Origin of the sequence: Pseudoalteromonas sp. SWN166, from assembly GCF_015864485.1 — a bacterium.
GTDB lineage: Bacteria > Pseudomonadota > Gammaproteobacteria > Enterobacterales > Alteromonadaceae > Pseudoalteromonas.
Map to the genome: position 1 here is coordinate 20,149 of NZ_JADYXB010000025.1, position 20,567 is coordinate 40,715.

The following is a 20,567-nucleotide window of genomic DNA, read 5'->3' on the forward strand; positions in this document are numbered from 1 at the left end:
TAAAATCAGGCTTTACAAAGTAAAAGGTTTAGCTTTTATCTCTTGGTACAAAATCGAGTACTGTTGCGTTTATACAGTAGCGGTCTGTGCCTCTAGGGCCTTCTCCTGGGAATAAATGACCAAGATGAATACCTGTACTTTTAGAGCGAAGCTCAATACGTGTTATTCCCCAGCTGCTATCGTCATGCTGCGTTACACTACTTTTTACTGGGTGCTTAAACGACAACCAACCAGTGCCTGAATTAAATCTATCACGTGTATCAAATAGTGGCTCTCCACTTAATTTATCAACAAAAGTGCCATCAGGTGTATTTTTAAACTCCTTGTACTCTTTACAGTAAGGTCTATCTGTTCTTGCATCAAATGCGACTTTATAAGCGTCACTTTTACCTAACTTAAATGCACCCAATGCTTTATAAAATTCTTCAGGTGTTGCATAACCTTGACGCCCATATACTTCAATGCCATTTTCTAAAAACAAAATAGTCGGTGTTGCCCACGTGGCTGACTTAATAGTTAAACCTTTAAGCTGGTCAGCATGGCGAAACGACATTGGTATAGTCCCTTTGTAATCATTTGCGACTGTTTTTTTAAATTTTTCACAGTATGGGCAGTATTCACGTGAATCTAAGACTACGATCTGCTTACCTGCGAGTAAGTCACTGTTATCGACTTTTTCTACGGGTTTTTTATTAAAAACAACGCCTGTTGAATGATCAGGACAATAGCCATTAGGGTTCTTTTGTAGATAATTTTGGTGATACTCTTCTGCCGATACAAAACCTGTAAGTGGTTTAATAACCGTTTCAATTTTGCCGTAGCTCGCATCAGTTAAAAGCTGCTGATATTGCGATTTAACTTGCTCAGCTACTTTAGCTTGCGCATCGGTAGTCGTTAATACAATTGAGCGATATTGCGTACCAATGTCGTTACCTTGGCGATTTTTTTGCGTAGGATCGTGGCTTTCAAAATAGTTTTTTAGTAAATCTTCAGCCGAAATTATATTACTGTTATACATAACCTGTACAACTTCAGCATAGTTGTTTTCGTCAAAGCGACGAGACTGATCAGTAATGTTTCTGTATGTTGCTTTAAAGCCATTGCCGTCGGCATAACCCGACTCAGCATCAATAACGCCATTAAGCGCTTCGTAGCGTTTTTCAGCCCCCCAAAAACAACCTGATCCAAGTACAATGGTTTCTACATGCATGGTGGCTTCTATATTGCTGTGCTCGACCTTTTCCATAGATAAAGCAAAGCTGCCTGCGCTAAATATAATAGCAGCGCCTGATAAATATAATAAATGCTGGTGTTTCATAATGTACCTCTTAAACAAGTGCGTGCTAATTAAGACCTCCTTACCTTAATTTTCATTTCAACCTAATTACTTATTTAGTACGAAGTGCATTTAGTTTTGGTCTTCAATAAGTTAAATACGATTAATTAAATATAAAAACACTCTTAAACCAAGCTGAGCAAATAAAAATAACCACTTAGTCGCAATGGTGTAAATAAATTAATAAAACTGTGTTACGTTTAAATTATGTTGTACTAATAGGTTTATTTAATGAAGCCAACTCCTCATATTTATGCATTAACAAACAGTAGCTTACTGTTTGATGCATCGCATTTAGACGCAAAAGATAAACTCTCCATTCAAAAGAAAATTTGGGCTTTAACCAACCACTGTAAAAGCACTGATGAATTTACCGATTTAGTCCCAGCTATGAACTCGCTCACTCTTTATTTAAAATCTGATAAACACTTAAATAAGTGGCTACAAGTGCTACCCTCGCTGTGGGATGACATTAAAAGCAGTACTTTTAAGGGGCAGCATCACTTAATTGAAACCACATACAATGGCGAGGATATTAATTACGTGGCTAACTATCATAATTTAAGCGCTGATGAGGTTATTAATATTCATAGTAAAGCCAAGTACCACGTATTATTTTTAGGCTTTCAGCCCGGCTTTGCCTACCTTCACGGCTTAGATGAGCAATTACATACCCCAAGGCGTGATGAGCCACGTACTAGGGTTCCTAAAGGCTCTGTTGCGATAGGTGCTGCACAAACCGGAATTTACCCTGCGGATACGCCAGGCGGTTGGCACATAATAGGCCATACAAATACCTCTTTGTTTGATTCAACCTCTGCGCAACCTTGTTTAATTCAATCTGGCGATACGCTTGAATTTGTTCCGCTAGTTAATAAAGGAGCAACTCATGATTAAAGTACTTAAAAGTGGTGTATTGCTTACAATTCAGGATTTTGGCCGTAATGGCTACCGCCATTTAGGTGTAAGCAAAGCGGGCAGCTTAGACCCCTTTGCGCAAATAATTGCTAATAGATTACTTAACAATAACGACAATGATGCCGTTTTAGAAATAACCGTTGGTTTGTGCGAACTTGAATTTACTTGCGACACAGTAATTGCACTTCATGGTGCAGATTTGCAAGCAACCCTTGATGGGCAAGCAATCTACCCTGGTTGGACATACGCAGTTAAAAACAAGCAAGTGCTTAGCTTTGGTACAGGTAGAGCGGGCTTAAGAGCTTATTTTGCGGTGAAAGGCGGTATACAAAATACTGAGGTTATGGGCTCTAAATCTACAGATTTAAATGCACGTTTTGGTGGTATTGAAGGTAGAGCTCTCACCACAGGTGATGAAATACCTATTACTCCTTATTATGGAAAGTTTATAAAAGTAGGTGCAATTGCTCCACCTCAGCGCAAAATTATACGCTTGTACCCGAGCCCTCACGCTAACTTACTGGGTAAGCCATTATTGGATACCTTTGCAGCAACTGCATTCAAAGTCAGTACTAACAGTAATCGAATGGGCGTAAGGCTTGAGCATAATAAGAATAGCTTGGTGCATTCGCACTCTTTGCCATCACTGGGTGTAAGTCCTGGGAGCATTCAACTACCACCAAATGGTGACCCTATTGTGCTACTTAACGATGGACAAACCACTGGGGGCTATCCTCTTTTAGGAACAGTTATTGAAGCCGACTTACATCAATTTGCACAATTTAGACCTTTAGATACAGTTGAATTTAAATATGTAACGTTTGAAGAAGCAACAAAAGCAAAGCTAAAACTTGACGGTCACTTACATCAATTAAGTCTTGCTCTTAAAAATAACCTATAAAATATTCTAGAATCAACACGCCCTAGACTTAAAAGATAAGTACTATGTAATAAAGGCCCAAATTCCGACGGCAGTTACCTTACTCGCCGTTAATATTATTTTAATGTATAGCTTGGTGTTTAATGACTAAATCAACTTCTACTATGCCGTGTGTATTAATAACCGGTTTTGCTCCTTTTGGAGGCGAAACTATCAATCCTTCTTGGCAAGCAGTGCAAAAACTTGATGAAACTATCATCATGAAACACAAAATATGCACACTAGAACTTGCCTGTGAATTTAATACGTCTATCAGTCAGCTTATAAACGCCATTGAGTCGCATAACCCGGCGGTTGTTTTGTGTATAGGACAAGCTGGTGGGCGAAGTGAAATATCAATCGAGCGTATTGCAATAAACGTTGACGATGCACGCATTAAAGACAATGCGGGTAAGCAGCCTATCGATACGCCAATTGAAAAAAATGGCCCTGATGCCTATTTCACAAACTTACCCATAAAGCGTATGTTACAAGCATTGCACAACAGTAATATCCCTGCTGCTATTTCAAATACGGCAGGCACCTATGTGTGTAATCACGTTATGTATGGCCTTATGCATTACATAAACGATCACTGCGCGGTGATGAAAGGTGGCTTAGTACATGTTCCTTATTTACCAAGCCAAGCCGTGCACCACAATGGCGCACCAAGCATGAGTAAAGAAACCATTATTAACGGTTTAAAGGTTATGATCGCACAAGCTTTGAACAACAATAGTGACGTAAAAATAGCAGCAGGCACCACGCATTAACCACTTTGGTGCATTTACATCTAGCTTGGTGCATAAATTATTCTTAATTAATTGTAAAAGCTATGTGACTTGAGTAATTTTTTCTGATAAAACAAGGTTTCGCAGTACAGCAAATTGGCTCTGCTGCACACATAATAGGAATGAGGAGTTACTATGTGTTCAATTTTTGGGGTATTAGATATTAAATCTGATCCCACTCAATTGCGTACCCAAGCAATTGAAATGTCAAAGCTACTTAGACACCGTGGTCCGGATTGGTCTGGTGTATATGCATCTGAAAAAGCTATTTTAGTGCATGAACGTTTAGCTATTGTTGGTGTATCAAGCGGTGCACAGCCTTTGTACAACCCAGAGAAAACAAATATTTTAGCTGTTAATGGCGAAATTTATAATCATAAAGAACTTGCAGCAGAGCTAGACGTTGATTTTACTTTTCAAACTCAATCAGACTGTGAAGTTATTTTAGCGCTATATAAACAAAAAGGGCCTGACTTTTTAGATGACCTAAACGGCATTTTTGCATTTTGTTTATACGACGAAGAAAACGACGCCTACTTAATTGGCCGTGACCATATTGGTATTATCCCGCTTTACACCGGTCACGACGAGCACGGTAACTTTTACGTTGCTTCTGAGCTAAAAGCACTTTCTCCAATTTGTAAGCACATTGAAGAATTTCCTCCAGGGCATTACCTGTACAGCAAAGATGGCAAAATGACGCCTTATTACAAGCGTGATTGGGAAACATTTGATGCAGTTAAAGATAACAGCGCAGAAGCCCAAGACGTTAAAGACGCATTAGAAGCAGCAGTTAAACGCCAGCTAATGTGTGATGTACCTTATGGTGTATTACTTTCTGGTGGCTTAGACTCATCGGTTATCTCTGCTATTACGCAGCGCTTTGCCGCAAAACGTATTGAAGATAACGACGAAAGTGATGCATGGTGGCCTAAGCTTCATTCTTTTTCAGTAGGCCTTGAAGGCTCACCAGATTTAGCTGCTGCACAAAAAGTAGCTGACATGATTGGTACTATTCACCACCCTATCATTTTTACCATTCAAGAAGGCATTGATGCATTACGTGAAGTGATTTACCACATTGAAACGTACGATGTAACAACAATTCGTGCCTCTACACCAATGTACTTAATGGCTCGCCAAATTAAAGCCATGGGTATTAAAATGGTGTTATCGGGTGAAGGTGCAGATGAGTTATTTGGTGGTTACTTATACTTCCATAAAGCGCCAAACGCACAAGAGTTTCATGAAGAGTTAAACCGTAAAGTATCAAAATTGCATATGTTTGACTGTTTACGTGCTAATAAATCAATGGCGGCATGGGGCGTAGAAGCACGTGTACCGTTTCTTGATAAAGAATTTGTTGATGTTGCTATGCGTATCAATCCTGAAGCTAAAATGTGTAAAGATGGAAAAATTGAAAAACACATTTTACGTGAAGGCTTTGAAGGTTACTTACCTGATGAAGTGCTATGGCGTCAAAAAGAGCAATTTTCAGACGGTGTAGGCTACAGCTGGATTGATACGTTAAAAGAGTTTGTAAATGAGCAAGTGAGCGATCAAGAGCTTGAAAATGCGAAATTTAAATACCCTATTAATACGCCAGATTCAAAAGAAGCTTACTACTACCGTACTATTTTTGAATCGCATTTCCCTGGTGATGCATCAGCTAAATGTGTACCGCATGGTAAATCGGTAGCGTGTTCGACTCCTGAAGCACTTGCATGGGACGCATCGTTCCAAAACAATGCTGATCCATCAGGTCGTGCTGCGGGCGTTCATAACGACGCATATGCAAGCAAAGGTTAACACTCTTTGTTTAACGAAGCGTAAGCCCAAATGGCTTACGCTTCGCTTTATAAAACTTACTTCCACCGAATCTGTTTTTTATAGCCCTGCAAATAACTTAAAAGGCTCTAGTGCTTTAATTGTTATTTATGAAAATGGGTTAACTTCAAAAACAATGCAATATATTGCATCACAATCAATTCACCCTGCTACCGTTTTTTTAAATCAAAATGAAATAACTAAACGCCATTGTAAAATTCGTTGGTTTAATCAAACCAGTGAAATTAAACGCTGTGGGCATGGCACTTTAGCAGCCGCTAATTTTTTAATAGACCATTTGGGTTATTGCCCTGAAGTATTTACTTCAATGAGTAATGAGCGTTTTACTATAAAAGAAAAAAAACAACGCGCTCAGCTATTACTAAAAAGCATAGAGCCACAAAAAAGCAAATTAGCTAAAGATGAGTTACAAAACGTGTTTTCATTAGCAATAAAAGCAGCCTATAGCACCGGTGATAAAAACGGTTACACGGTTGTATTATTTAATAAGGAATTTAGTGAAGAATTTGATAAAGAATTTAATAAAAACCCAGATGAAAAGCAGGATTTAAAAAGCTTACGCGTTGATTTTAAAGCTTTGAGTAAAGCCCATAAAAATGCAGTTATTGCGCTTAATATACAAAATATAAATGAAAAAACTGCCATAGTGCAGTTTAGATACTTTGCCCCTCAGTTTGGTGTTAATGAAGACAGTGCTACCGGCTCTGCTCTATCGGTTATTGCCCCACTGCTATTTAGACTGTACGGTTTAAATAAAGCCAAGCTTATACAGCAATCAAATAATGGCGCATTGCTAAACTATGAATTTAACAATGCTAAAGTTCTGATTTACTAAACATAGTCTAAGTAACTGTTTAAAGCGGCCTCAATAAGCACAATGCAAAATAATTATTATCGTCTTGCCACGTTTGCTCTAACTTTAAATTAGCCTGCGCTGCAAGCTGCTTAAACGACTCAGGCGTGTACTTATGAGAGTTTTCTGTATGAATGCTCTCACCTTCTATAAAGTCTATTTGCTGATCGTTTATAATCACACTTTGAGTACAATTACTTACTAAATGCATTTCGATACGGCTATGTTGCTCGTTAAAGCGTGACTCGTGGCTAAAGTTATCTAAATTAAATGTGCCATTTAGCTCGTTATTAATACGTTCCAGTAAATTTTTATTAAACGCAGCGGTGACTCCCGCTTTATCGTTGTAGGCATCAAGTAGCACTTGGCGCTCTTTTACTAAATCAATGCCAATTAACACATACCCGTTTAAACCGCATAAGCGATGGAAATTATTCATAATCTCAATCGCTTTTACAGGAGCAAAATTACCAAGAGTAGAGCCCGGAAAGTACACTAAGTTAGTTTGACTGTCTAAAGCGGTATCTTTGGTTAACTGCTTAACCATTTGGCTATGCGTAAAATCGCCTAGTAGAGGTGAAATTGCTAGCTCAGGAAACAAAGGCGACAAATGTGCAAGTGAGTAACTAAGCATTTCTTCAGATATTTCAAACGGAACAAAGGTTTTTACGTTTTCCATATGCGCTAGTAAATACGCTACTTTTTTACCAGAGCCACAACCTGGCTCTATAATAGAGAGGTTTTCGGGAAGCATTTTGCCAATTGCGTGTGAGTGCTGCTCTAAAATAGAAAGCTCTGTGCGTGTTACATAATATTCTTGCAGTGTTGTTATTTGCTCGAATAATGCAGCGCCTTTATCATCATAAAAATATTTACACGGAAGTGTTTTTTGTTGTTGAGTTAACCCATCCACAACGTCATTTAAAAATTCAGTGTCGGTTATGTTGCTTTGCTTAATCGCTGTTATTTGGCTCATACTATATCCTTAGCTAGTCTAATTCCGCTGCAAATCCACGCTTGGTGCGGGTAATAAAAATTACGGTATGTTTGTCGTAAATGGTTTTGAGGGGTAAACACACACCCGCCGCGTAATACCATTTGGTTATTCATAAATTTACCATTGTATTCCCCTGCTACGCCTTCAATAGGTTTAAAACCGGGGTATGGTAAATATGCACTGTTCGTCCATTGCCAGCATGAATCAGTTAACTGACTTATTTTAGTATCACCTTTTACTGGTTGAGGTGTGAGATAACGTTCTTCTGCTTCAACCAAATAATCGTTCTTAGCCGCATATTCCCATTCGAACTCGGTAGGCAAACGCGATTTTACAAAATTAGCATAGGCGCTGGCCTCAAAATAACTAACATGGCAGATGGGTGTATTTAAATTAAGAGGTTGCAACCCATAGTGTGTAAACTCAAACCACTCGTTATTTATGCAATGCCAATATAATGGCTGTGTTAATTTGTTATTTTGAATGTTTGCCCAACCGTCGCTCAGCCAATACTGTGGGTCGCTATATCCACCGGTATTTATAAACTCTAAATATTCACCATTGGTGACTAACCTGTTAGCAAAGCTAAATGGATGAATTAATACTTGGTGCTTAGGTAACTCGTTATCATATGCAAATTCGTCGTCGGCATTTGTGCCTATATTAATAATGGCTTGCTCAAAGTTTATAAAATTAAGAGGCTTAATATGAATTGGTTTGTTTCGGCTGTTTAAAAGCGATGTTTTATATTGCGGGAAAAATGGATTTACAGAAAAGTTATATTTTATATCCATAAGCATCAGCTCTTGATGCTGTTGCTCGTGGTTTAATCCAAGATCAATAATATCTTTAATTTGTGGACTAACTTCGCTCTTAAGCAATTCAATAATGCAGCTATCTACATGCTTTCTATAAGCTAACACTTCATCTAAACCAGGTCTGGATAAACTACCTCGGTTGGCCCGCTTAAATTGCTCTCCAATACCATTGTAGTAAGAATTAAAAAGCATTTTATAGTGAGAGTTAAACACTGTGTACTGTTTACAATGAACGCTAAGTAAAAACGTTTCAAAAAACCAGGTGGTGTGCGCTAAATGCCATTTGCTTGGACTGACATCTGCCATAGCTTGTAGCTGGCAATCTTCTAAAGTGAGAGGTTCAATAATAGCCAAACTTTCGCTTCTAACGCTGCAAAAGCGTTTCACAAGTTCGGTTTGATTGGTATTGTTTAAAGCGCATTCACGCATAATAGTATTAATCCTTTTCCTATCTATTTATAAAATATAGCCCAGTATTGTGTTAAATCATATTCATATTACAACTTGATTAAAGATGCTTCTCAGCTTATAAATTTATACTAGCCCTAGAGAGAAATTTGCTCTTTGCTGCTCAGTTTTTAATTATTCTCATGTGTATTTGAGCATGTAGAATAACGCAGGTTTGTAACCGCACCGTTAGGTTACAAACCTAGGATCGATTAAACTGCTCCTAAATAGAAAAAATTTTAATCCTAAAAGGTCAACAAGCTCTAATATTTAAGCATCAATTAAGTTGCTTAAAAGTGATCTTTTTTTACTTAACCAAGTAAATTAATACTTTTAATAGCAAACTAATTTTTAACGTTCACTGAATTTATAATTTTAGAGCTTTTAAACAAAAGAATCATGAATTTGGCCATATAAACAGCGATTTAAATACAAATTCATTTACATTTAATATTTAACTCATACACTACTAGCTGTATGATCACTCTTCAAATTAGTTAGTCTTCAAATAATTACGGTATTACTTTTACTTAATATTTAAAGGCTAATGTAATTCGATATGACGCCGAATTTATTTTGGCTTGTTAGGACAACTAAAGAGGTATTGCATGAAGGAAAATCATGACAAATATAGTATTGACAGTACAGACTACACTGTAGGTCAAGACAACGTACAAAAATGGGGGCTTGATATACATAACTCTGTTTTCGGCATAAGTGCCGGACTGATTGTCATTTTTTTAATCGCCATTCTTGTTACCGATCCACAAACGGCTAAATCTGCGCTTGATGGTATAAAAACAGATATCATCAATAACTTTGACGCCTTATTTATGTGGGCTGCTAATTTTTTCGTTGTTTTTTGTTTAGCGCTTATTGTTTCACCTTACGGTAACATTCGTTTAGGTGGTGATGATGCTAAACCGACTCATTCACGTATTTCATGGCTAGCTATGTTATTTGCTGCTGGTATGGGTATTGGCTTAATGTTTTGGGGCGTTGCTGAACCACTCGCATATTATACAGGCTGGTTTGAAACACCACTGAACGTAACACCTAATACACCCGATGCAGCAAAAGTAGCAATGGGTGCGACTATGTTCCACTGGGGCCTTCACCCGTGGGCTATTTATGCAGTTGTCGGACTTTCGCTTGCATTTTTTACTTATAATAAAGGCTTACCGCTTTCTATTCGTTCTATCTTTTATCCTATTTTAGGTGATAGAGCATGGGGCTGGCCAGGTCACCTTATCGACATTTTAGCCGTACTTGCAACCCTGTTTGGTCTTGCTACTTCTTTAGGCCTTGGGGCACAGCAAGCTTCTGCAGGTATAGACCATGTATTTGGTACCTCAGGCGGAGTTGGTTCACAAATTTTAGTCATTATAGGTGTTTCACTTTTAGCTATTGTTTCAGTAGTTCGTGGGATTGATGGCGGCGTTAAGGTACTTAGTAATGCCAATATGCTAATCGCCTTAGTTTTGCTTATCTTTGTTTTTTTAGTAGGCTTTGCTGTTTCTGTAGGTAATATCCCGACTACTGTTATGGGCTATATAGAAAATATAATTCCACTAAGTAATCCTCATGGTCGTGAAGATGAAACTTGGATGCACGGTTGGACCGTATCTTATTGGGCGTGGTGGATTTCTTGGTCACCATTCGTAGGTATGTTTATCGCGCGTGTTTCACGTGGTCGTACAATTCGTGAATTTTTAATTGCGGTATTACTTGTCCCTACTGCTGTTACTATTTTATGGATGTCGATATACGGCGGCATTGCTATTGACCAAGTAGTTAATGGTGTGGGTGAATTAGGTGCTAATGGCTTAACTGAAGTACCTCTGGCTATGTTCCAGATGTTTGATGCATTACCTCTATCTAATATCTTATCGTTTATTGCGATTGTACTAGTATTAGTGTTTTTTATTACGTCATCGGACTCTGGTTCTTTGGTAATTGATTCAATCACTGCCGGTGGCAAAATTGATGCTCCAGTACCACAGCGTATTTTTTGGGCTGTTACTCAAGGTGCGGTAGCCGCTGCATTACTCTGGATAGGCGGGACTGAAGCGATTCAAGCACTTCAAGCTGGCTCTGTATCGGCAGGTTTACCTTTCACTATTGTATTGTTATTTATGTGTTTAAGCTTAGTTTTAGGTTTGCGAACTGAGCCTCGCCCAATTAAATAATACTTTTAGGTAACACTTTTACTTAGTAGTACTTTTACTTAGTAACAAAGCGCCGCAATTTTTTGCGGCGCTTATTTGTTTAATACCAATCTGCTTATATAGGGTCTATTTAACGTTAAGAAAATTACGCTAGAACTAGGCAAAAATTTTTAACGACGTTATAGTGAAATTTAATTCGTTAAATTGATCAAAGATTTATGCAGGTTGGTATAACTATTTAAGATTATCAATTCGCTTAATAAAGTGATCTAATTGGTATTATACCCACAACTCTGAAATTGGAGTATCTACACGGTAATGATGACTCAGCTGCGCTTGTAATAGCTCAGCGGTAGCAAGAGCATCTGTTAATGCATTATGGTTTTGATACGCGGGCAAAGAATAACGCGCACGGCAATCTGTTAATCTGAGTGAGCCAAGTTTTGTGTTAAACAATCGACCTAATACTCCCTGCCTTGCTTTTAGTGCTCTTTTTTCTAACTCCATTGTATCAACAAGTGCAAACTCAATACCTTCTTTAAGCCTCAGTAATAACGCATTATTTAAAAAATGGCGCTCTATTGCAGCGTAATGCACCACGACAACTTTGCCACTTAGCGCTTCAAGTAAAGGTTCAATAATTCGGTTAAAGTCAGGAGCGTCATCCACCTCAGAGTGCGTTATTCCATGGATTAAAATAGACTCTTCATGCAGGTTACGTCTAGGTTGAACAACCCAATGCCGGCTGTGCTTACAATAAATACGCTTTAAATTAAATGGCACTAAGCCAACACTCACAATATCGTCGTTCTGGCTATTTAAACCTGTTGTTTCAAAGTCCATTGCTACAAAAGGCACATCTTCTACTGCGGCTTTATCTTGGTTATAAGCACCTGCATAAAAGTGTTTTAACAATTTATTTTTGGTGTTGTTGGCAAGCTCGTTATATCTAGCTTGCCAATCAAGTACTTTATAATTACGTGGATTCATAGGCTACTTCACACCAGAATTTGCTGTGTAGCTAAATTTTAAATAGCTTTGTGCTTTTTCTAAAATAGCAAACGCCTCTTTTAAATTTCGCTGCTCGAACGGAGACAATAAATGTGGATCTAAGTCATTATCAGGCTCTTCGCCCTTCTCTATTTGCCACGCTTGATGACGAATTCGCATCATAGCAATATACTCAAGTGCATCACGTAAATCTTGGGCTTTACCCTGCGGTAATAGTTTAGCTTCAATAATATCTTCTAAACGCTCAAACGAATTTTGTTTACGCGAACCAATCGCTAACGCATGCACGCGTATAACATCAGAAAGCGGTGCTGTACCTCTTCGCTTTAAGTTCATTGAACGTTTATGCTGGCCATTATGCTCCATAACAAAGCCTTTAAAAAAACCAAGTGGCGGTGTTCTATTTCGAGCATTTGCTGCCATGTTAGCTAGAAATATACGATTCGCTTTACTTTGTTTCGCTATAAATATTTTAAGCTCATTAGCCCACTTAGTTTTACCCCACACCCCGTCTAAATCAAAAAATATAGAACTATTAAGCAGCGCTTGTGGTTTTGGCTGAGCAATCCAATCAGCAAATTGATCAAACCACTCTGAGCGAGTTTTACGCCACTTTTTAAACGACGCCATTATTTCGCCATCACAATAGGTATAACCACATTGCGCTAGGCCATCACAAACAAAGTCTGAGATATTTTGAAAATATTCATTATGTTTTTCGTCGTCGTAACTGTCATCTAAAATTAATGCGTTATCTTGATCAGTTACAATAAGTTGCTCGTCGCGAGCCATTGAGCCCAGTGCAATAAAGCAATAAGGAACGGGAGGTGGGCCAAATTTTTCTTCAGCTAATACGAGTAATCTTTGCTTAAATGTACGCCCGATAACAGCCATGGCAGTACCAATCATGTGTGAATTTGCATCTTCATTAACCATGCGTACAAATACATTGGGTAATTGGCGTGCATAATGCGCTAAATCCTCAATTGTTTGTTGAGCAAGTATGCCGCGCACAAGTAATAAGCTGCTTTGCGATTCATAACGTAAAATATCAGAGAGTGATATAACTCCTATAGGACGTCTTTTTTGTACTACAGGCAAATGATGTAAGTTGTCTCTAAGCATGGCCAGTACGGCTTCGAAAATATAGTCATTAGCATCTAAAAGCACTAAGTTAGTCGACATAATCTCTTTTGCTTGAGTATTAAAATCAAGTCCTTTAGCCACTACTTTTGAGCGTAAATCCCTATCGGTTATTATGCCAACGACTTGCCCATCATCTTCCTCAGGGTCATCATTTATAGGTTTATTTACATCAGTTACCAAAACTGACGAAACGGCCTCTTCGGTCATCAATTTTGCAATATCTTGTATTGTAGACGTTGCATCTACGGTGACTACATCTCTGTGAATTAATGATTTTACCTTCGCAGTTGTAAGGTCATTGCCATCAGCTTGTTCAACAATAGCTTGATGTAAACGCACGTTACCATCTGTTTCAAAGTAGTCAGCAAATGCATCAAACTCATCACAGTAACGATTAAATAGTTCAACATTTATGCAATAAACTAACGTATCTTCAAGAGCAGTTGCAGGAAAACGGACCTTACGGTTCATCAATAAACCCATTTGACCAAATATTCCTGCGATGGCCAAACGATTGTATAGCTCACCATTTCGGCGATACATTTCTACAGAACCACTTCTAATCACATACAGATCAGATATGTCTTGTCCAAAACTTAAAATGTCAGTTTTTGCTCTAAAATAAGCAACCTCAACTTGTTGAGCTAGCTCATTAAGCGCTTTTTGAGGTAAGTCATCAAAAGGAGGATGTTGTGCTAAAAATTGTGCGATTTCAACTTGTTCGGCTTGCATAAATCCCTTCCTGTATGCGCATTAAAATGACTAAATATGTTTGCAGATTAACACTATCATCGGAGTGTGAAAACAATTACTGCACAATTTTGGGCACAAAAAAAGAGCCTAAATAGACTCTTTAAATGTAATACTTATTGTAAAAATTTATTTACCGCGCTGAGCGTCTTTTTGTGCTTTTTTAGCTTCTTTACGTTGCTGTAAAACGGCTTGCGCTTCATTGCCAATATGACCTTCACCACGGGCTTGTGCTAGTTCTATTTGCTTTTGGCGTTCAGCAAATCGCGCGCGTTGCTCGTCTGTTACTTCCTCAATACAATGATGACAAGATACACCTTCCATGTATTCAGGCTTTAACTTTTCTTCTTCTGTAATTGGCATACGGCACGCGTGGCATTGATCATAAGAACCTTTTTGTAAGTCGTGATCAACCGCAACGCGATTATCAAATACAAAACATTCGCCTTCCCACATGGTTTCTTCTTTTGGCACTTCTTCAAGGTATTTTAAAATACCGCCTTCAAGATGATAAACCTCATCAAAACCTTGCTCTTTCATGTAGGCTGTCGATTTTTCACAGCGAATGCCGCCGGTACAAAACATTGCTACTTTTTTATGTTTCTCAGGGTCTAAGTTTTCTTTTGCCCACTGTGGAAATTCACGGAATGTCGTTGTATTTGGATCGACTGCATTTTGAAAAGTACCAATCTCAATTTCGTAGTCGTTTCGTGTATCAATTAAAATAACTTCTGGATCAGAAATAAGCGCATTCCAATCTTTTGGTTTTACATAGCTACCCACAACTTTTAGAGGGTCAATTCCCTCAACGCCCATCGTTACAATTTCTTTTTTGAGCTTTACTTTAGTGCGATAAAACGGGCATTCATCATCGTAAGATTCTTTTGTTACGATGTTTTTTAAATTTGGTTGCTTATCAAGCCATGCTAGTAAATTGTCTATCCCTTCACGTTTTGCAGAAACAGTGCCGTTTATTCCTTCAGCCGCAAGTAGTAATGTACCGCGTACTTCATTCGCTTCCATCACTTCAAGTAATGGCTTACGGATAGCTTCAAATTCAGGTAAACCAACAAACTTATACATCGCACACACTACAAAGTGCTCATTTGTTACATTATCTTTATGGACAGCCGTCATTTTATTTCCTATTTTGCTTTTTTAGCCAGTATTGGCGTTTACCGAATCGTAAATCCGGCGCATATGGGGCGCGTATTTTACGCTTTTTTAATTTAATTGCAAAAAATAGCGCTATAGATTGGTTTTTACTGTTAGCGACCTATCTGTGTAAGCTATAATGCGCTGATAAATTTATAGACTTAATTTGCTCATTTTGGAGAAACACACATTGCAGTTTACTGATCTTGGGATTGATACACGCCTTGAAACACAATTAGCACATCAAGGGATCACCCAGCCCACCGACATTCAAGCTCATGCGGTGCCTACAGCACTTGCGGGGTATGATATTTTCGCTCAGTCTAAAACTGGGTCGGGCAAAACCTTGGCGTTTTTATTACCTGCTGTACAAAGGGTTATGAAACAAAAAGCACTCAGTAAACGCGATCCTCGTGTACTTATTGTTGCTCCTACGCGTGAGCTTGCTACGCAAGTATTTACTCAACTGCGTTTATTAATTGCAGGTACAGCCATTAAGGCCGTAAAAATACTTGGCGGCGAAAACTTTAATGACCAAATAAAAGCACTTAGAAACGACCCACAATTCGTAGTTGCTACACCAGGGCGTTTAGCCGATCACATTACAAAACGCTCACTACAATTGAGCGGACTAGAACTGCTTATTTTTGATGAAGCCGATCGTATATTAGATTTAGGCTTTACCGAGCAGTTAAAAATGATTAACGAGCAAGCTAATCACCGTTTACGTCAAACGTTATTGTTTTCTGCAACACTTGACCATGCGCAAGTAGATGCACTATCACGTAATCTATTAAAAAAGCCAAAGCAAATTACGCTAAGTGCAGCAAACGAGCAACATAGCGATATTAAACAAACGTTATATCTTGCCGATCACCTTGATCATAAAGAAGCGCTTTTAGAGCATTTCTTGAATCAAGATGATGTTGGCCAGTGCATTATCTTTACAGCAACACGTTCTGACACGAGTCGTTTGAGTGAGGCGCTTAATGCTAAAGGCTTTAAGTCTGTAGCGCTTGCTGGTGATTTAACACAAAATAAACGTTTAGATATTATGGATTCGTTTAGTCGCGAAAACTTTAAAATATTAATCACAACCGATGTTGCATCTCGTGGTTTAGATTTACTAAGCGTAACGCATGTTATTAACTTTGATTTACCAAAACACGCAGAAGAGTATGTACACCGCATAGGTCGTACTGGGCGTGCTGGTTTTAAAGGTAACGCAATTTCATTAGTTGGTCCTAAAGATTGGGCAAGTTATTTAGCTATTAAAGCATTTTTAAATGACGAGTTAAAATTTGCGAGTGTAGAGGGTTTAAAAGCTAAGTTTAAAGGTTTAAAAGAGAAAAAACCTGAGACAACGTGGGATAAATCTAAAGAAAAAGCAGCTGCTGTTAAAAAGCCTGTATTTAAACGCAAAGCTAAACCTAAAAAGCCAACTGCACCAATTAAAGCACCAATGAACATTGATGGCGATACACCAATGCGCCGTAAAAAAAAGACTGAGCAGGAATAATTATGAGTTACCTAGGAACCACACAAACATTATTTGTAAAAGAAGTGAGTAACGAAGGTGCTTACTTAGACGGCCATGATTTAGGTGAAGTGTTTTTACCAAAGCAAGAAATTAAACATGAGCTTGAAGCTGGCGATAGCATAAGTGTTTTTATCTTTTTAGATAATGCTAATTTAGCGACTGCGACAACTAAAAAGCCACACGCACAAGTAGGTGAATATGCCCTACTTCGCGTTAAAGAAATTAATAGTATTGGTGCATTTTTAGATTGGGGTCTTGAAAAAGATGTTCTAACTCCGTTCAACGAACAAAAACCACGCATGCAAGAAGGTCATTCATATTTAGTTCGTTTGTACCTTGATAATGCAAGCCAACGTATTTGTGCATCAAACAACTTTAATCGTTTCTTATCTAAAGATGAGCCGCAATATACTCACTTACAAGAAGTGGATTTAATCGTCGCTGGCAAAACAGATATTGGCTACAAGGTATTAATTGAAGAATCGCACTTCGGTGTTGTTTTTTACAATATGGTATTTAAAAGTTTATTTGTAGGCCAAAAGCTTAAAGGATTCATTCAAAAAGTACGTGAAGACGGAAAAATTGATGTTGTACTAGAAAAGCCAGGCATGGGTAAAGTAAGTGACCTTGGTGAAACTATTATGCAAAAACTTAAAAACGAAGGTGGAGTTATTCCATTAGGCGATAAGTCTGAACCTGAAGCGATTAAAAAGATGTTTTCTACTAGTAAAGCTAATTATAAAAAAGCGATTGGTGGATTGTTTAAACAAGAGTTAATAGATATTGAAGCGAAATCCATTCGCTTAAGATCTTAGTCATAAATAATAGGCTTTAATTACCAATAATATCTGTTGGTAATTAACCTAAAATATACTTATAAGGCAATGTACATTGCGTATATTGCCTAGAATAATCAAGCACTTCACCTTTCGACTCAATATTGAGTGGCGCTAAACGAAAAACCTTTTTTTCACATTCTGTTTTTTTATCATCAAGTTTCGATATGCATTCACTCACACTTACATGCTGAGATATGAGTGTATCTTCATTTTTGTAACACAGGTGATGAGCATAATCTTGCATTGTTTTTTTAAAATCAAACATATTGATTGGATATGTTTGAATTATATCTGTAACGGTTGTTACACCGTCATATGCTTTGTTAGAAAAAACATATTTATTTACGCTAAATCCCGCAACAATAATTATTAATGAACCAAATAATAACTTCAAAACAAACCCCTACTTCATCTTCATTCTAATAATGTAACATAAAACACACATTAGGTAAGGGTTATTAGCACTATATTGCTGCTTTTTGTTAATTTATACTATAGAACTATTAACATCACTAAGAACTTTTACGGGATCATCCGCCTGAGTAATAGGTCGGCCTATTACTAAATAATCACTTCCTGCATCTATTGCTTGCTTAGGAGTCATAATACGCTTTTGATCGCCAGCATCACTGCCTTCAGGACGTATACCTGGTGTTACAAGTTTAAAGTTCTCACCTAACTCTGCTTTTAATGCTTTAGCTTCTTGCGCAGAACACACAACGCCATCAAGCCCTGCTTCCTTTGCAAGCTTAGCTAAATATATAACTTGTTCTTGAGCTGATTTATCAACACCCAAACGCTTAAGTTCTGTTTCATCCATGCTGGTTAATACAGTAACAGCAATAAGTAGTGGCGCTTTGTCACCAAATTGCTCAAGAGCAGACTTAGCTTTACTCATCATTTCAAAGCCACCAGATGCATGTACATTAACCATCCATACACCCATTTTCGCAGCGGCAGTAACCGCTTTAGCTACTGTATTAGGGATGTCATGAAATTTTAAATCTAGAAAAACATCAAAACCTAAGTCAATTAACTCTTTAACAAATATAGGTCCAAAATAAGTAAACATCTCTTTGCCGACTTTAAGACGACATGTATTAGGAGAAAGTTGTTTAACAAAGTTTAAGGCAACTTCTTGATCATCGTAATCTAATGCTATAAGAATTTTTTTTGAGTGTTCGAAAGACATGACTATCCTAATGTATGGCAGTAAAATTATTAATATGGGGTTATTAAAATCCGTCTAAGCCTCGACTTGGAACAATGGTTTCCCAATGCTTACAAGAGGGGCAATTCCAATATATTGTGTAACTTGTAAAACCACAATGCTGACATTGAAAGTCAGGCTTTGTAGCAATATAAGAGGTTACAAGTTTATCAATTTCGTTAAGTACTTCTTTGGTATTTTTATTTTGATCGCCCATCAATTGCAGTAAAAAACTGAAACCACGAATAGTAGGTTGACGTTTTAAGCTATCAGTTAAAAATTCAAAGGCTTGTTTTGTATGCCCTTGTTCAAGTAAGGCTTGGCAATGTTTTATTTTAATTAATACACCGCCCTTTTCTAATAAATCACTGACTAATTCATGAAATTGATGCGTTAAGTTTAATTGTTTATAACTGTGGGCAAGCTCATCAATAAATAAAGGCGCAAACAAAGTGAATTGAGTAACAAGTTCACGCCAGTAATAAATAGCTTTAACGTAATCTTCTTTTGCGTAAGCAACTAAACCTAATTCGTACAGGGGACGCACAGCTTTATAATTTAAGCTAATCGCTTTTCTCATTAGTTGGGGGGTACTGTCACTTAAAGCCGACTCACAATAAAAATTAGCAATCGCTTTAAATTGTTGTTCTTTTGAAAATAGCTCGCTATGGGCTTCAAACATGTTGATGCCTTTCTCCCATTCACGGGTTTGCGAGTATAAAGTAATAATAGGATCTAGCGCTTCTACATGCCCTGCTTTAACTAACCAAACTAAGTGCTCTTCCGCACTGTCTAGTAGCCCAGCCATTATGTAATCTTCGGCAAGTTCTAAACGGCTTGTTGCAGCTTGTTGTTCATTTAAGCTTGGGTGTTTTAATAAAAGTTCATGAATTTTTATTGCGCGGTCTAATTCACCTCTACGACGAAACATAGCGGCAAGTGTAGAATAGTGTTCAACCGAGTCGGCTGACACTTCAAGTAAGTTAATTAAATGCTCTAAGCCTTGATCTTCTTCTCTGTCGAGTAGAAACTTTAAGCCTTTGCTGTATTCAGAAGTGATCTGACGATTAAGTTGATGAGCTTGGTTTTTAGCACTGTTTTTACCCATAATCCAACCGTAACCGGCGGCAACAGGTAATAGTAAAAACAAAAGCTCAATCATAGTTAGGTGTCTTTATTCGCGGCAAGCTTTTTTTTATCTTTTTCAGGCGCTAATTGCTTTTTTAAACGGTAGTTTTGCCACTTTAATTGCGAAAACAATTTAAAGCTAATAAAACAACCAATCAAAACACCTAATAAAAAGCAGATACTTATTATTACAGCTAAAGGTAATGTATTACTGGCTATAATATAATTTATTTGTACTAACTGTGGGTTTTGTGACCCTAATACAAATGCACTGATAAGGCATAGTGCAACCAGAATAATTTTTAATACCTTGAACAAGTAACTACTCCACTAAGTTAACTAGGCAATGCTTTCATTTACGCGGTCGCGTAATTCTTTGCCTGGTTTAAAATGAGGTACATGCTTTCCTTCAAGCTCAACTGTATCGCCAGTCTTAGGATTACGACCTGTGCGAGGAGCGCGGAAATGCAAAGAGAAACTACCAAAACCTCTGATCTCAATACGATCTGAAGTAGATAATGAGCCGGCCATTTGTTCAAGAATTTCTTTTACAGCATTCTCAACATCTTTCACTGGAACGTGTGCGTGTTGTTCCGCAAGTGTTTCTATCAGTTCTGACTTAGTCATAGCGTTTCCTTAAAAAGAGATATAGGAAGGGCAAAAAATGCCCTTCCAACTAAAAACTAATTATAT

At 37.8% G+C, this 20,567-nt stretch carries 19 protein-coding genes and 1 pseudogene; 9 read left to right on the forward strand and 11 right to left on the reverse strand.

The genetic code is table 11. The features are described 5' to 3' along the window. Positions 1-28: 28 nt before the first annotated feature. The gene (msrA, locus tag I6F49_RS14330) at positions 29-1,318 is read right to left on the reverse strand and encodes a peptide-methionine (S)-S-oxide reductase MsrA (RefSeq protein ID WP_165727507.1); all 1,290 of its coding nucleotides are present in this window, start codon (positions 1,316-1,318) and stop codon (positions 29-31) included. Positions 1,319-1,567: 249 nt separating this feature from the next. Here msrA and pxpB point away from each other — a divergent pair, with 249 nt between their 5' ends. The 6 genes and pseudogenes from pxpB to I6F49_RS14360 all read left to right on the forward strand — a co-directional run bounded on the left by pxpB (position 1,568) and on the right by I6F49_RS14360 (position 6,647). Continuing rightward, the gene (gene pxpB / locus I6F49_RS14335) at positions 1,568-2,233 is read left to right on the forward strand and encodes a 5-oxoprolinase subunit PxpB (RefSeq protein WP_197175213.1); all 666 of its coding nucleotides are present in this window, start codon (positions 1,568-1,570) and stop codon (positions 2,231-2,233) included. Then, the gene (locus tag I6F49_RS14340) at positions 2,226-3,155 is read left to right on the forward strand and encodes a biotin-dependent carboxyltransferase family protein (protein ID WP_197181110.1); all 930 of its coding nucleotides are present in this window, start codon (positions 2,226-2,228) and stop codon (positions 3,153-3,155) included. Before pxpB ends, I6F49_RS14340 begins: the two co-directional genes overlap by 8 nt. 34 nt (positions 3,156-3,189) lie before the next feature. Beyond that, positions 3,190-3,285, forward strand: a pseudogene (locus I6F49_RS20575) (5-oxoproline transporter, DUF979 family subunit); the annotation flags it as partial. After that, positions 3,278-3,946: a pyroglutamyl-peptidase I gene (gene pcp / locus I6F49_RS14350; RefSeq protein ID WP_197181111.1), complete on the forward strand. Its 669-nt coding sequence runs from the start codon at positions 3,278-3,280 to the stop codon at positions 3,944-3,946. The pseudogene I6F49_RS20575 and the gene pcp, both read left to right, overlap by 8 nt. Positions 3,947-4,099: 153 nt before the next feature. Beyond that, a complete protein-coding gene (gene asnB, locus I6F49_RS14355; protein WP_007583083.1) occupies positions 4,100-5,773 on the forward strand; it encodes an asparagine synthase B in 1,674 nt (557 codons plus the stop codon). Beyond that, complete coding sequence (locus I6F49_RS14360) at positions 5,757-6,647, forward strand: PhzF family phenazine biosynthesis protein (RefSeq protein ID WP_197181112.1); 891 nt, start codon at positions 5,757-5,759, stop codon at positions 6,645-6,647. The genes asnB and I6F49_RS14360 overlap by 17 nt, the downstream gene beginning before the upstream one ends. Positions 6,648-6,666: 19 nt before the next feature. Here the strand turns inward: I6F49_RS14360 and egtD are convergent, their stop codons facing one another. Both egtD and egtB read right to left on the reverse strand, forming a co-directional pair. Further along, entirely contained in the window at positions 6,667-7,641 is a 975-nt protein-coding gene (egtD, locus tag I6F49_RS14365) for an L-histidine N(alpha)-methyltransferase (protein WP_197181113.1), read from the reverse strand. After that, positions 7,638-8,909: an ergothioneine biosynthesis protein EgtB gene (egtB, locus tag I6F49_RS14370; RefSeq protein ID WP_197181114.1), complete on the reverse strand. Its 1,272-nt coding sequence runs from the start codon at positions 8,907-8,909 to the stop codon at positions 7,638-7,640. The genes egtD and egtB overlap by 4 nt, the downstream gene beginning before the upstream one ends. A 626-nt stretch (positions 8,910-9,535) precedes the next feature. On the opposite strand from egtB, the gene I6F49_RS14375 reads away from it, so the two are divergent. Then, complete coding sequence (locus tag I6F49_RS14375; protein WP_165727501.1) at positions 9,536-11,116, forward strand: BCCT family transporter; 1,581 nt, start codon at positions 9,536-9,538, stop codon at positions 11,114-11,116. Positions 11,117-11,374: 258 nt separating this feature from the next. Here the strand turns inward: I6F49_RS14375 and I6F49_RS14380 are convergent, their stop codons facing one another. From I6F49_RS14380 to trhO, 3 genes are all read right to left on the reverse strand, one after another. After that, complete coding sequence (locus I6F49_RS14380) at positions 11,375-12,085, reverse strand: 3'-5' exonuclease (protein ID WP_166419014.1); 711 nt, start codon at positions 12,083-12,085, stop codon at positions 11,375-11,377. Positions 12,086-12,088: 3 nt separating this feature from the next. Further along, positions 12,089-13,984: a DUF294 nucleotidyltransferase-like domain-containing protein gene (locus tag I6F49_RS14385; protein WP_165727499.1), complete on the reverse strand. Its 1,896-nt coding sequence runs from the start codon at positions 13,982-13,984 to the stop codon at positions 12,089-12,091. A 147-nt stretch (positions 13,985-14,131) separates the two neighbouring features. After that, positions 14,132-15,139, reverse strand: a complete 1,008-nt coding sequence (gene trhO / locus I6F49_RS14390; RefSeq protein WP_165727498.1) for an oxygen-dependent tRNA uridine(34) hydroxylase TrhO — start codon at positions 15,137-15,139, stop codon at positions 14,132-14,134. Between the two features lie 208 nt (positions 15,140-15,347). On the opposite strand from trhO, the gene I6F49_RS14395 reads away from it, so the two are divergent. Together I6F49_RS14395 and I6F49_RS14400 are read left to right on the forward strand one after the other, a co-directional pair. Continuing rightward, a complete protein-coding gene (locus tag I6F49_RS14395) occupies positions 15,348-16,676 on the forward strand; it encodes a DEAD/DEAH box helicase (RefSeq protein ID WP_165727497.1) in 1,329 nt (442 codons plus the stop codon). Between the two features lie 2 nt (positions 16,677-16,678). Next, positions 16,679-17,512, forward strand: coding sequence for a CvfB family protein (locus I6F49_RS14400; RefSeq protein WP_024590152.1), 834 nt, complete (start codon positions 16,679-16,681; stop codon positions 17,510-17,512). A 43-nt stretch (positions 17,513-17,555) separates the two neighbouring features. On the opposite strand, the gene I6F49_RS14405 is transcribed toward I6F49_RS14400, so the two are convergent. The 5 genes from I6F49_RS14405 to ihfB all read right to left on the reverse strand — a co-directional run bounded on the left by I6F49_RS14405 (position 17,556) and on the right by ihfB (position 20,501). After that, positions 17,556-17,930 carry a hypothetical protein gene (locus I6F49_RS14405; protein WP_165727496.1) on the reverse strand — a complete coding sequence of 125 codons (375 nt, stop codon included), beginning with the start codon at positions 17,928-17,930 and terminating at the stop codon, positions 17,556-17,558. A gap of 93 nt (positions 17,931-18,023) precedes the next feature. Then, positions 18,024-18,728, reverse strand: coding sequence for an orotidine-5'-phosphate decarboxylase (pyrF, locus tag I6F49_RS14410; RefSeq protein WP_197139702.1), 705 nt, complete (start codon positions 18,726-18,728; stop codon positions 18,024-18,026). Between the two features lie 43 nt (positions 18,729-18,771). Further along, positions 18,772-19,908, reverse strand: coding sequence for a lipopolysaccharide assembly protein LapB (gene lapB / locus I6F49_RS14415; RefSeq protein WP_165727494.1), 1,137 nt, complete (start codon positions 19,906-19,908; stop codon positions 18,772-18,774). A 2-nt stretch (positions 19,909-19,910) separates the two neighbouring features. Next, positions 19,911-20,192: a lipopolysaccharide assembly protein LapA domain-containing protein gene (locus I6F49_RS14420; protein ID WP_024600249.1), complete on the reverse strand. Its 282-nt coding sequence runs from the start codon at positions 20,190-20,192 to the stop codon at positions 19,911-19,913. 21 nt (positions 20,193-20,213) lie between these two features. Further along, positions 20,214-20,501 (reverse strand): integration host factor subunit beta, encoded by a 288-nt coding sequence (gene ihfB, locus I6F49_RS14425; protein ID WP_007583054.1) that lies wholly within the window; start codon positions 20,499-20,501, stop codon positions 20,214-20,216. Positions 20,502-20,567 lie beyond the last annotated feature (66 nt).